The sequence below is a fragment of the Bacillus sp. FSL K6-0073 genome, assembly GCF_038006085.1.
GTDB classification, from domain to species: domain Bacteria; phylum Bacillota; class Bacilli; order Bacillales; family Bacillaceae_G; genus Bacillus_A; species Bacillus_A cereus.
Genome location: NZ_JBBOUN010000001.1, coordinates 3,651,874 through 3,665,431, shown reverse-complemented (window position 1 = coordinate 3,665,431; position 13,558 = coordinate 3,651,874). Strand labels below are relative to the sequence as shown.

The window sequence follows — 13,558 nt, the reverse complement described above, 5'->3', positions numbered from 1 at the left end:
AGTATTCATAAGGAACATGAACACTATTCAAATTTAGAAACATAAAGAAAACTTATGATAATCTATAAGTTTCTTATTATTTACTTATTTAGAAAGTTGTAATAAGATATTATCGTAAGGTATTGAAAAGTTTGTCTACATTTTATATTCAGACAACTTAGTCACGTTTAACAGGGGGGAAACATAATGGTCAAACATAATCCATTTCAATCACGCGCAACTTTTGAAGTAGATGGAAAAACGTATCATTATTATGATTTGAAAGCGCTTGAAAACGCAGGGGTTGGCAACGTATCTCAATTACCATATTCCGTGAAAGTTTTACTTGAATCAGTACTTCGTCAAGTAGACGGACGTGTAATCACAGAAGAGCATGTTACAAATTTAGCGAAATGGGGAACGAAAGATGTGCAAGATATCGATGTTCCATTTAAACCATCTCGTGTAATTTTACAAGATTTCACTGGTGTTCCAGCTGTTGTTGATTTGGCTTCGCTTCGTAAAGCAATGGCAGACATGGGTGGGGATCCTGATAAAATTAATCCGGAAATTACTGTAGACCTTGTAATTGATCACTCTGTACAGGTTGATAGAGCGGGTACGGCAGACGCGCTTGCATTCAACATGGACTTAGAGTTTAAACGTAATGAAGAACGTTATAAATTTTTAAGCTGGGCACAAAAATCATTTGATAACTATCGTGCAGTTCCACCAGCTACAGGTATTGTACACCAAGTAAACCTTGAATATTTAGCACCAGTTGTTCATGCTGTGAAAAATGCTGAAGGTGACTTAGTTGCATACCCAGATTCATTAGTTGGAACAGACTCACATACAACAATGATTAATGGTATCGGTGTTCTTGGATGGGGCGTTGGTGGTATTGAAGCAGAAGCAGGGATGCTTGGACAGCCTTCATACTTCCCAGTACCTGAAGTAATCGGTGTGAAATTAACCGGTACACTTCCAAGTGGTACTACAGCAACTGACGTTGCATTAAAAGTAACGCAAGTATTACGTCAAAAAGGTGTAGTTGGTAAATTCGTTGAGTTCTTCGGTAACGGACTAAAGAGTATGCCTTTAGCTGACCGTGCAACAATTTCAAACATGGCACCAGAATACGGCGCAACTTGTGGATTCTTCCCAATCGACGATATTTCATTAGAATACTTACGTTTAACAGGTAGAGATGAAGAGCAAATTCGCGTTGTTGAAGAATACTGTAAAGCGAACGGTTTATTCTATACAGCAGACAGCAAAGATCCAATTTACACTGATCTTGTTGAAATTGATTTAAATACAATTGAATCTAACCTTTCTGGACCGAAACGCCCACAAGATTTAATTCCACTTTCAGATATGAAAGATGCGTTCCACAAAGCTGTTGTAGCACCAGTTGGAACACAAGGACTTGGATTTAATGAGCAAGAGTTCGATAAAGAAGTGAAGGTTACATTAGAAGATAAAGAAGTAACGATGAAAACAGGTGCAATTGCAATTGCTGCAATTACAAGTTGTACAAATACATCAAACCCATACGTATTAATTGGGGCAGGTTTAGTTGCGAAGAAAGCAATTGAAAAAGGACTTAAAGTACCTGAGTACGTAAAAACATCATTAGCACCAGGATCTAAAGTTGTTACTGAGTACTTAGATAAATCAGGTTTAACAACATATTTAGATCAATTAGGTTTCCAAACAGTTGGTTACGGCTGTACGACTTGTATCGGTAACTCTGGCCCATTAGCGCCAGAATTAGAAGAAGCAATCGCAGCAAACGATTTACTAGTAACATCTGTTTTATCTGGTAACCGTAACTTTGAAGGTCGTATTCACCCGCTTGTAAAAGCGAACTACTTAGCATCACCACCACTTGTTGTGGCATATGCACTTGCAGGTACTGTTGATATTGACCTGAAAAATGATGAAATTGGTAAAGATGCAAATGGCAATGCTGTTTACTTCAACGATATTTGGCCATCAGCTAAAGAAATTGAAGATGTAGTTCAAAGCGTTGTTACATCTGAACTGTTCAAGAAAGAATATGCACAAGTATTTAATAGCAATGAGCGTTGGAATGAAATCCAAACTTCAAATGAAGCTTTATATACTTGGGATAATGATTCAACATACATTCAAAACCCACCATTCTTTGAAGGATTATCTAAAGAGCCAGGTGAAGTTGAAACGTTATCAGGCTTACGCGTAGTTGGTAAATTTGGTGACTCTGTAACGACAGACCACATTTCACCAGCAGGTTCAATCGGTAAGCACACACCAGCTGGACGCTACTTATTAGAAAACGGCGTACAACCAGTTGACTTCAACTCTTACGGTTCTCGTCGTGGTAACCATGAAGTTATGATGCGTGGTACATTCGCGAACATCCGTATTAAAAACCAAATCGCACCAGGAACAGAAGGCGGATATACAACATATTGGCCAACTGGTGAAGTAACATCTATCTATGATGCTGCTATGAAATATAAAGAAGATGGCACAGGCCTTTTAGTTGTTGCTGGTAAAGATTACGGTATGGGAAGTTCTCGTGACTGGGCTGCAAAAGGTACAAATTTATTAGGTATTAAAGCAGTAATCGCAGAAAGCTTCGAGCGTATTCACCGCAGTAACTTAGTGTTAATGGGTGTGTTACCACTTCAATTTAAAGATGGCGAAAGCGCTGAAACGTTAGGTCTTGTTGGTAACGAGTCATTTGAAATTCAAATTGACAAAACAGTTAGACCACGCGATCTTGTAAAAGTAGTTGCAACTGATCTAGATGGCAACGAAAAACAATTTGAAGTAGTAGCTCGTTTCGATAGTGAAGTTGAAATTGACTACTACCGTCACGGTGGTATTCTGCAAATGGTTCTTCGTGAGAAAATTGAAGAGTCTAAAGTGTCGAACTAAATAATTGAAATGAATGATAAGGAAGCTAACAATTGTTAGCTTCCTTATTTTATGGAAAGGGATGAAACCATTTGGTTTCATCCCTTTCTTTTTACTATAAACAATGGAGGAAACGTCATGAAAGAATATAAAAGAATTTTGTTACCGTTACAGAAAGAAAAAATATTAGTAATAGCAGCTGTATGCAGTGGGCTTTTTGCAGCTATTTTAAATCTCTCCCGTCCACTATTCATGGGACTAATTGTAGATAACCTGATTCAACGAGAGCTGAAAGGAGCGTATCTTTACATTACTTTGTTTACAGCTAGCCGTTTGTTGATGTGGGTGAACAATCTTTCATTTGATTATGTAAGCTCAAAAGCGAGTCAGCGAATATTACGAGAGAAGCGTATAGATGTATTGCGCCAATTTTTCCTATTACCGTTTGAAGAGAGTGAGAAAATCAAACAAGGAGAGTTAGAAACTTTGGTCGTGTCTGATATTCCGAACTGGGTCAGATTATATGGCTCTATATTAATAGAATATATACACGCTATTGCCCAATTTATTGGAGCTTTCATAGCACTACAACATATAGATATACAGTTTATATTTATCAAGACCTTATTTAGAAAAAACCTTTAGTGAAAGAGGCATTTACATATTGGTTATGACTAATATGTAAATGCCTCTTAATCTTTTTAATAATTTTTTAAAAGGTTATAGCACTTCAAATTTTGGGGGGAATTCACTATCTATTTGAAAATTAAGCATAGTTAATTTTTCCTGAAGCAGTTGTTCAAGAGATTCATATTCCCAATGGGGGATAATAAACAATGGAATGTCCATTTTTTCACAAAAATCTTTTTTAATTTTATCTCTTATTTGGGTTTCTGCAAATGCTGGTTCGCCCCCAAAATAATCAATGGGTTGATAATGTTGTCTTCCTTGAAATTCAATAAGAGCTGCAACTTGTTCGTCTTTAAATATAGCAAAATCAAATGGCAAAGGATTAATATGACGGCATTTATCAAACTTATATTGTCTTTGAAACTTGATGCCCTTATCAGCTAGTATTTGGTTAATAAGCTTTTCTCCTTTTGATTCCTTACATTGAGCACATCGAGTTCCCCTTAAAAAGCTAACGGCTACAATCGAATATTCATATCTACATACGTTATGTTTCATTCGTATATAATTAGATGCCCCAGAATATTCCTCAATTACTGAATATTCATCGCCAACCAAATCATATACTTCTTGTTTAAATTGCTCTGTTGTTTTCTTCTCATTTCCAAAACAATTCGGACAGCGACTTCTATGTAAAAACATTGAAGGAAGCACAGGATATTCGCACCCACAAACATTATGCCTCATCATTATTTTTTCTTGTGAGTTTACGTACTCACCAATGACCTCATATTCATCGTCAACCAAATCATAGACCTCTTCTTTAAATTCCTCTGTCGATTTTTGATGTTTCCCAAAACATGTTGGACATCTTCGACCAGATAAGAATTTAGCAGGTGTTACGGGATATGTAGTGTTACATACATGGTGCGCCATCATTAAATGAGTGTTGCAATTTATATATTCACCAGAAGGCGTGTATTCATCGCCAACCAAATCAAAAACTCTATTTTTAAATTCCTCAAACGTTAATTTTATATTTTTCTTGCACTTTGGACATCTAGAAGTTTTATGAATAAAATCAGCTGGCCTTACTTTAAACACATGCTCGCATATATTATGAATTAGGCTTAGTGGGGTATTTGTATTAACGTAGTCCTCTAAAAAGGTGTATTCGTTACCCGTTAAGTTTCTAATTTCTTCTAAGAACTCCTCATTTGTTCTTTTTTTGTTCCCGAAACATTCTGGACAACGTTGGTGCCGATGAATAAAATGATAAGGAGTTGCATTATAAATATTTCCACATGAAGTGTGTAGCATTTCGATTTTTTCATCAGTACCCTGATATTCACCTAATACTTTATATTCGTAACCAACTAACTCATAGACTTTCTCTTTAAATTGCTGAGTGGTTTTTCTAATATTTCTAAAGCAATGAGGGCAACGTCTACGGTTATTAATAAAATTATAGGGTTTCACGGTATACTCTTTACCACAACTTAAATGATACATGGTAATGTCTTTATGTGATCCAAGATATTTACTTCTAACCGTATATTCGTTCCCAACTTGTTCAAAAACTTCCTTTTTAAATTGTTCGGTCGTTTTCTTTTCATTCCCCGCACAGTGACGACATCCACCGTTTCTTAAAATATCATTAGGCCAAACAAGTTTTGTAACACCACATTTTAGATGTTTAATTTCCAGCTTTGTCTTTGAATTCACATATTCCCCAATTACTTCAAATTGACCAGGGGAATTATTTTCTAGTTCGGCTATAAATTGTTTAGTTGTTTTCTTTTTATTTCCAAAGCAATTGGGGCATTTTCTCTTTCTCAATATATGGTCGGGTGTAACCTCATATATTTCATCACAAACCTTATGCTTGACCTTAACTTGCTTTTGTGAACCAGCGTACTCACTAAGTAATTCATATTCCGGTCCAAGGATAGCTTCAAACTCTACTAAAAATTCTAAATGAGTTTTCTTTTTCATTTTACTCCTATAATTCCTTTCAGCTTTCATTGTCCATGTATAGTAAACAAGCAACATTAATTGATTATTAGTTGTTGGTTATAATTGCTTATAAACGTTTGCGTATGCCACCTTTAACTGCTCCCGTAATTGCTTGTTCTCGCTTTCAATTTTTTTAATACGACGTTGTAAAGAGGCAATGATGGCATCTTTGTTGTTATCATTAAGTTCACGCTTAATCTGCTTGGGAGTATGAGCCTGTGCTTGTTGTTCTCGCAATCCTTCTATACGTTCTCTTAGCTCCTGATGGTTATACAACGTTGCCTTTGAAACACCTGCCTCGCTTGCTACACTATTAAAATTAACGTTTTCTTTTGCTCGTATGAGCCTTTTAATGGCTTCATCAACCTTTTTAAAGGTTGAATTTTTGCGTGACAAATGAATTGACTTTAGTTGCTCTTTACGGTTGTATTCAGTCATTTCGTACCCCCTGTTTTCTCTTCACTCGTTCTTGTCTACCAAAGATAACATTACCCTCTCGGATGTTGTTCAGAATTCCTTCATAACACTTTAAGTTTCGCTCATGCTTTTCTGCCATATCTTCACGCCCATACTGTTTTGCTATTTCTATCGCTTTTGCTGTTGTTTTAATGTGTAATTCATATTTCTGTACGTCTAATTCCGAAAATCCAATAGCCAAATCCTTACAAGGACTTCCTCCGTTGCATGTAAGACAAGGAGGAGCTTCCATATGCGGGCAATTACCTTTCAATCGAGCGTGGCACGTCCCATAAGGGTTGTCCATCGCATTTAGCTTGTGATCTTGCCACAAGGCATCCAAAATATCGGTCGGAATATCTTCTCCTGCTCTAATTTCTTGTACTTCGCCATTTAAGTCAAAAGTAAAAACTCCTTGTCTCATTACTAATTCAAACGCTTTTCTTTTGGTATCATCTAATAACTTGGCGTATCTTAATGTCATTTCAGGGGATGCATGGGCTAATAACTCTTGTACCGTTAAAATATCTGCACCACCGTTTAACATTTTTACTCCGTAAGTATGTCGGAATTGATGTGGTTTGAAATGAAACAAGTTCCCACTTTCGTCAGTAATGTTTTTTTGTATTGCCAATATATTCAATTGTTCTCTAACAAACGCTTGAGTAAATGGTTTTCCTTTCCGTTGCCCACGATAACGGATAAAAATATACCCTTCAGGATTATTGTCTTGATTGCTATTTTCTTTAGATTTCGCTATTAGAACCGCAATGATTTTTGCTAATTCTTCGTCAATTGGGATTCTATGCCCTTTTACATAAGTTTTTTCGATATCGGTTTCAATTGAATAGTGACCATTGAGTTGAACTAAACAATTTGTGGTTAAACCTAATACATCTGATATTCTATGTCCTGTTTTAAAGGCTATCCAAATGACAGGGACGACTTCTTTATGTAAATCATTAATATGAGTGAAGAGTTGTTCTAATACATAGTCGGGAATATAGTCAATTTGATCGCTTGATTTTTTTCTTAATTTTGGTTTATCTTCGGGAAAGATCAATAATCGCACATGATTTTCCGGAGCCATCTCATATTCATACCGTTGAATATCTTCAAGAAACTTCTGAATAATTGACAATGACCTATTTACATACATTTCAGGGTGTGAGTTGGGTCGTTTCGATTTATTAGAGTTATCATGTAGATATTCGATGTATTTTTCCATATGGGTTCTTTTTAAGCTTTTTAAATTTTTCCATATAGGTTCTATACAAAATACAAAAGTGAAAAATGGTGATAAAATGGTCATATAATTTTGTGCTGAACCCCAAGAGAATTTGTTTTTACTAAGCAACCGTTGTTTAAAATATTTTTTAACTTCTTCTCGAATCTTTTCGTCTGTCTTTGAGAAATCAAGATAATAGCTTGATTTACTTTTATTGTAATCAACCCCATACTTATCGTGTAAAATACGAACATCCCACTTGTCTTTTTTCCATTCCTCTCGGTCATCAGTAAGTCGGAGAAAAGAAGTATAAATCGTTCTTAAATAGATTGCTACGTTATTTTTGGATGTGTGACTTTTTCTTATTATGTATTTGTGCGTTCTGTGAGTTTTAATTCCTTGTTCGTTCAACCAAAATAAATACTCTCGTTCTGCTTTTTCAATATCTAATTCCAATAAAGATGATAGTTTTGGATATTTTTCGTTTAAGAACTCTGTCATTTTTTTTAATGGATCTTGACCCTGAAAACTACGTTTGATTGTCCAAAGATCATTAAATAGATATTGATAAAATACATACTTTACTTCTAAATTAATTGTAGGATTGGTAAAGCGAAAATGAATATTTTTACTTGAACAGTTATAGCTTGCTATAACTTCTTCGAACTGCTTAATTTTCCTGAAAAAAGTAATATTCCATTTGTCGTTGACTAAGAAATAGGGATTGTATACTTGTTCAATTGTAATAGAACCATCTTCATTAACCGTTTTTTGGGGATAGATGGATAGTTCTCTTTGTAACCCTTCATGAAAGCCTATTTCTTCTATATGAGCATTTTTAATTTGCTTCATTCAAAATCCCTCTTTTAGTTATTTGTTTAGGTCGAATTCGGACTGGGCTTTCTTCCAATCTTCTCGAATCTCTTCTTCCGAAGGATGAAGGTATAGATTCATCGTTGTTTGAATTTGAGAATGTCCTAATCGTTCTTGCACTTGCTTAATATTCTTTGTTTTCTGATAGTAAATTGTAGCGTGTGTATGGCGAAACAAGTGGGGGTGAAGATTTATCCCTGTTTTCTTTTTCAAACGTTTAAAAAGCGATTCCACATCGCTATATGTCATCGGTTTTCCTGCGTTTTCGCCACGCAATTTGATGAATACAAAGTTTGTGTCCACATCCAGTTCATCCATAATTTCATACAAATAATCATCATATAAATCCATTAGGGACTGAGACACGAAAATCTCACGTTCCCCTGTTTTTAACTTTGCCCCGTTTTCTAATTCTCCTCGATCAACTAAACGAATCCTATGGCCTTTTGCATGGTCAAATATAAAGTCTTCTATAAAAAGTGAAAGAACTTCTCCAATACGTAATCCTGTTTCAAATAACAGTTGAATCAAGAAAGTATCTCTTATATTAGTTGTTGCATTTAACACTTGTTGCACTTGTTCCTTTGTCAGTATTTTTACCTTTTTGCGTGGTTCTTTTAATTTAAGTACGTTTCTGATTGATGGCTTGTCCTTATTGATATGATGTAAGAAACTTTTATAACGTGAGTGCCCTCCCGTAAACACTTGTTTCATTAACTTTTCCATCATGTCATTTTGTATTTCTTCATTTCGAAATAAGTAGTCATAGAAGTTTGCTATAACCGTAATTGTAAGGTTAATAGTTTTTTCCGTTCGTTTGGCTTTTTCTTGTTGAAGGGGAGTGACTTTTGGACTCTTATAAGGACTTCTTAACCATCCAACAAATTCAACTAAATCTTCTAAACTTATATACTTATAATCTTTGTTTGTTTCATCTAAGTAGGTAAAAAAATGTTTTAAGGAATAGCAGTATGTTCTTTGAGTATTAGAACTTTTTCCTGTTGTATCTAAGTACTTTAGATACTTCACGACAGAAATAACAGGGAAACCCTTTTGATCCAATAATATGTATCTTTTGTTGTTATTCTCTAAGAGAACCTCTTGTACCCTCATTACTACTTCACTCCTAAAGTCAATTTTTACTTTTGGTCTAAAGCCCCCTCTACGCCTCCCGCTATGGACTATGTCCTCCACCCATAACTGAACGTGCGTTCCTTTACCATGTATATTATACATATTAAACTATATTTTTAACATCTAAATAAAAAATCTAATATACATAAAAATAGAGGATAAATGTTCATATATTGAACATATTATCCTCTATTCATTTTAGTCTATTTAATTATATTGTGGGTAACTCCGTTTTTATTTTTAAGTACAATTGTTCCAATACTGATGGGAGAAAAGGTAAGAGATATTGCAAGCGTTTCTCAAAAAAATCACTCAAGTGTTGTAGAGATGGTGTCACAGTTTGTAAAGGGGATACAAGATTTGCGGAGTTTACAAAAAGAAAAATGGGCAATTCGCTTATTTAAAAGAGTAACGGCACAATCGTATAAATCAGAAGTAAAGAAGACGATGATGCAACATTGCATTGGAGTAGTTGGAACGGTGATTGAAACAGGAGCATATATTGTTGTTCTCATTATAGGTGCACAAAAAATAATGAGGGGAGAAATAGAAGTTGGTTCACTCATTGCAGTGTTAGCGACAATTGAGATGCTCTTTTTCCCTGTCCGTTATGTGGGCGATTTATTAATAATGACACAAGTTGCAGTCGCTTCGGCAAATAGAGCTTTTTGCTTTTTAAATAAACGAGCAGTAGATAGCAATGTAGAAAGAGCGATGGGGATCAGGATAACAAATGTTTCATTTCAGGAGAATGACGAAGAGAAATGCAGAATTCATAATATTAATTTGCAAATTCGTCCTGGTGAACTCGTTATGATTGTGGGAGAAAGCGGTGCAGGAAAAACAACGCTTTTAAAGTTAATAACGGGCTTGTATAAACCATCTAACGGTAGCATTGCTTATTATGGTAATGAAGCTCGTATGACTACAGTGTGGCAAGAACCACGTTTTTTCCGAACGACGGTAACAGAGAATATGTATTTCGGGGAAGAGGGTTTAGAAAATCAGTTAGAAAAAAATAGTGAACTTATAAATGTAACGCCGATTATTAGAGGGTTACCTGAAGGGAGTCAAACTGTGCTACATAAAAGCGGTGAAGAGTTTTCGGGAGGCGAAAGAAAACGTCTTGCATTATTGCGCGCGATTGTATCAAATCCAACTCTTATTATTTTAGATGAACCGACGGCTGGGTTAGATCCGGGCAATCAAGAACTGGTTTGGAATATGATTGAAGGGATAGGAAGAGATGTAACGAGAATTGTGGCAACACATGATGTAGAGAGGGTGGTACTAGCAGATCGTATTGTCATAATGAAAGAAGGAAATATTGTTGCATGTGAGGGTCCAGAAAAATTAATACATAGTCATTCATTTTTTAAGAGATGTGAATAAAGATAAGAGCAATGCTCTAATCTTTATTCAGTGTCATTTAGTTGATACTCGATAGATTCGGAGTGATTTAGATCAACGTTAAAAGTAGCAGTCATAAGGAAAGTGGCAATTCCAAGAATTAAGAAAAGGACGAATGAGACTAGAGAGACGTAGAGACAAATACGTCCTATTTTCTTTTTTTCAAGATCTTTACTAAAGAGTGAAATGATCCATGTAATAATACCGACTGGGTATAAAAGAAAACTAAGAATATATAATGTTGTTTTTTCGAATGAATTCATAAACAATCCCCTTTTGTTGTAGGTTTATAACTATGAGAGGAAAAAGGTGAATGGGTCCATAATTAGATAAGCAACACTTCATCTGCTTTTCTAATTATATGATAAAATCGCACTTTTAATAAGAATATTCTAATTATTTCGATTGTGAATATTTCCAAGCTTGTCCGTATAAGCTAAAATAAGGTATATAGTATTTTGATGAATGTGTTAAAAGAAGATAATACGTTAGGGTGATATAAAATGTGGCGGAAGCTTACGATTATTGTAGTGTTACTTTGTTTAGCGGGATATGCAGCTTATGAACAGTTTGGTCATAAAGAGCAGGCGGTAAAAGTGAAGCAAGAAAAAAGTGAAGCTGCTATGAAAGAGATGATTGCAAGTAATGGTATTGAAATAGGGAAGAGTGCACCAGACTTTACATTAACGAATTTAGATGGAACGAATGTAAAGTTATCAGATTTAAAAGGAAAGAAAGTGATTGTAAACTTTTGGGCAACGTGGTGTGGACCATGTCAGCAAGAAATGCCGGATATGGAAGCTTTTTATAAAGAACATAAAGAGAACGTAGAAATTTTAGCAATAAATTATACGCCTTCAGAAAAAGGTGGGGGAGTAGAAAAGGTAAGCAATTTTGCTAAAGAAAAAGGAATTACTTTTCCTATTTTATTGGACAAGAACATTGATGTGACAACAGCGTATAAAGTAATTACGATTCCAACTTCGTATTTTATAGATACAAAAGGTGTCATTCAAGATAAGTTTATTGGGCCGATGACGCAAAAAGAGATGGAGAAAAGAGTTGCTAAATTAAAATAATGGTGAAAAGGTAGAGGTGGAGAGTTCCCATTTCTGCCTTTTCTTTTTCAAGTAGTAATAACTTCATGATATGATGTAAGAAATATAAACGTTTAGAGATAAAGGAGTGTATGGAGTGGGGAATGTATCCTTACCGTTAGATTATGTTGTAATTGATTTTGAAACAACAGGATTTAACCCTTATAATGATAAAATTATTCAAGTTGCAGCAGTGAAATATCGTAATCATGAATTAGTAGATCAATTTGTTTCATACGTGAATCCAGAGCGGCCAATTCCGGACCGAATAACGAGTTTAACAGGTATTACTAATTATCGCGTTTCAGATGCACCGACGATTGAAGAAGTGTTACCTTTATTTTTAGCATTTTTACATACAAATGTTATTGTGGCCCATAATGCTTCTTTTGATATGCGCTTTTTGAAAAGTAATGTAAATATGCTTGGGTTGCCTGAACCTAAAAATAAAGTAATTGATACTGTATTTTTAGCAAAGAAATACATGAAGCATGCGCCTAATCATAAACTTGAAACGTTAAAACGAATGCTGGGAATTCGTTTAAGCTCTCATAATGCATTTGACGATTGCATTACGTGTGCTGCTGTTTATCAAAAGTGTGCAGCTATTGAAGAAGAAGGGAAACGAAAAGTAAATAAGGCTATGCTTGATGAAACTGCGGTATATGAAGCGGTCAAAGAAATACTTGCATGTAATAAACGTAATGTAGAATGGCTACGTTGTATGAACGTAGGAAGTTATTTAGATATAAAAGCTTTTTATCCAGTTATGAGATTAAAGGTAAAAGGGCGAAAGAAATATGTATTAACAGAGATATTAGAAGAAGATGTGAAAGAAATATGTACAAGTTTAAAATGTGAACCGGCGTTAAAAAGTGAAGTTGGTAATACGAGAATTATGCTTAATAGCTTAGAGGATGTTATGAAATTAGAAAGTTATATTTTAGAGCAGTATGATTTTGTATTACAGGCGCTTCATGATTATAAAGAAAATGAAATGAATGCAGATGAAAAGTTGAAAGAGTATTTAAATATTATGGTATAAAAAACTCCGTGTGCAATATATTGTACACGGAGTTTTTTTAGGAGTACTAAAACATAAAATTTTCTTGCAAATCTGATTAAAGAGTTTTTTGTTTGCTCATACTATGTAATAAGAAAGCGAAGGAGAGAGGGTGAACAACATGAGAAGAAGTCGCCGTAAATCGTTTGAAGAACTTGTAAATGAAAATAAACAACAATTATTAAGCGATCGTGAGGCAATTGATCGCATTGAAGAGCGCATTGAAAAACGTTATGAAATGAAACTTTTTAAGCAAGCTGAATAATTCTTAACACTAGTACGATACTAGTGTTAAGGAGGCGATAGTAATGGGTAATCCGAAAAAAAATTCAAAAGACTTTGCACCGAATCATATTGGAACACAATCAAAAAAAGCTGGTGGAAATAAAGGAAAGCAAATGCAAGATCAAACAGGTAAACAACCGATTGTTGATAATGGTTAAAGAAAAGGAGAATATTACATTCTCCTTTTTTATGTATAAATTTGAGGAAAGATAGGTAATTTAAGATGGTGTGTATATACAATATTAGGAGGGAAGTACATGCCAAATCCAGATAATCGAAGTGACAACGCTGAAAAGTTACAAGAAATGGTGCAAAATACAGTTGATAACTTTAATGAAGCAAAAGAAACAGCGGAACTTTCTAATGAAAAAGATCGTGCTGCTATTGAAGCAAAAAATCAAAGACGTTTAGAAAGTATTGACTCATTAAAAAGTGAAATCAAAGATGAATCTTAACAAAATGTACAAAAAGGGCTGA

11 protein-coding genes and 2 pseudogenes are annotated in these 13,558 nt (G+C 34.7%); 8 read left to right on the top strand and 5 right to left on the bottom strand.

Features of this window, described 5'->3' with window-relative positions; translation table 11 throughout:
• The first annotated feature begins 186 nt into the window (after positions 1–186).
• Positions 187–2,910, top strand: a complete 2,724-nt coding sequence (acnA, locus tag MHB52_RS18845; protein WP_000238561.1) for an aconitate hydratase AcnA — start codon at positions 187–189, stop codon at positions 2,908–2,910.
• 117 nt (positions 2,911–3,027) lie between these two features.
• Positions 3,028–3,519, top strand: a pseudogene (locus tag MHB52_RS18840) (ABC transporter transmembrane domain-containing protein); the annotation flags it as partial.
• Positions 3,520–3,609: 90 nt separating this feature from the next.
• Here the strand turns inward: MHB52_RS18840 and MHB52_RS18835 are convergent.
• The 4 genes from MHB52_RS18835 to MHB52_RS18820 form a co-directional block, all read right to left on the bottom strand.
• Positions 3,610–5,514, bottom strand: a complete 1,905-nt coding sequence (locus MHB52_RS18835; RefSeq protein WP_061663265.1) for a hypothetical protein — start codon at positions 5,512–5,514, stop codon at positions 3,610–3,612.
• Positions 5,515–5,592: 78 nt separating this feature from the next.
• Positions 5,593–5,973, bottom strand: coding sequence for a DUF6262 family protein (locus MHB52_RS18830; RefSeq protein ID WP_061663264.1), 381 nt, complete (start codon positions 5,971–5,973; stop codon positions 5,593–5,595).
• Complete coding sequence (locus MHB52_RS18825) at positions 5,966–8,071, bottom strand: tyrosine-type recombinase/integrase (protein ID WP_061663263.1); 2,106 nt, start codon at positions 8,069–8,071, stop codon at positions 5,966–5,968. The genes MHB52_RS18830 and MHB52_RS18825 overlap by 8 nt, the downstream gene beginning before the upstream one ends.
• 18 nt (positions 8,072–8,089) lie before the next feature.
• Positions 8,090–9,205: a tyrosine-type recombinase/integrase gene (locus MHB52_RS18820; protein ID WP_061663262.1), complete on the bottom strand. Its 1,116-nt coding sequence runs from the start codon at positions 9,203–9,205 to the stop codon at positions 8,090–8,092.
• A 234-nt stretch (positions 9,206–9,439) separates the two neighbouring features.
• Here MHB52_RS18820 and MHB52_RS18815 point away from each other — a divergent pair.
• Positions 9,440–10,618, top strand: a pseudogene (locus tag MHB52_RS18815) (ATP-binding cassette domain-containing protein); the annotation flags it as partial.
• 23 nt (positions 10,619–10,641) lie between these two features.
• Here MHB52_RS18815 and MHB52_RS18810 read toward each other — a convergent pair.
• Positions 10,642–10,899, bottom strand: a complete 258-nt coding sequence (locus MHB52_RS18810) for a hypothetical protein (protein WP_001083887.1) — start codon at positions 10,897–10,899, stop codon at positions 10,642–10,644.
• 240 nt (positions 10,900–11,139) lie between these two features.
• Between MHB52_RS18810 and MHB52_RS18805 the strand changes: the two genes are divergently transcribed.
• The 5 genes from MHB52_RS18805 (at position 11,140) to tlp (ending at position 13,536) form a co-directional block, all read left to right on the top strand.
• Positions 11,140–11,715: a peroxiredoxin family protein gene (locus tag MHB52_RS18805; protein WP_000269055.1), complete on the top strand. Its 576-nt coding sequence runs from the start codon at positions 11,140–11,142 to the stop codon at positions 11,713–11,715.
• A gap of 115 nt (positions 11,716–11,830) precedes the next feature.
• Positions 11,831–12,778 carry a 3'-5' exonuclease gene (locus MHB52_RS18800; RefSeq protein WP_000528755.1) on the top strand — a complete coding sequence of 316 codons (948 nt, stop codon included), beginning with the start codon at positions 11,831–11,833 and terminating at the stop codon, positions 12,776–12,778.
• 139 nt (positions 12,779–12,917) lie between these two features.
• Positions 12,918–13,061, top strand: coding sequence for an FbpB family small basic protein (locus MHB52_RS18795; RefSeq protein WP_001254703.1), 144 nt, complete (start codon positions 12,918–12,920; stop codon positions 13,059–13,061).
• Between the two features lie 43 nt (positions 13,062–13,104).
• Complete coding sequence (gene sspN / locus MHB52_RS18790) at positions 13,105–13,239, top strand: acid-soluble spore protein SspN (protein ID WP_000527987.1); 135 nt, start codon at positions 13,105–13,107, stop codon at positions 13,237–13,239.
• 99 nt (positions 13,240–13,338) lie between these two features.
• The gene (tlp, locus tag MHB52_RS18785; protein WP_001133511.1) at positions 13,339–13,536 is read left to right on the top strand and encodes a small acid-soluble spore protein Tlp; all 198 of its coding nucleotides are present in this window, start codon (positions 13,339–13,341) and stop codon (positions 13,534–13,536) included.
• Positions 13,537–13,558 lie beyond the last annotated feature (22 nt).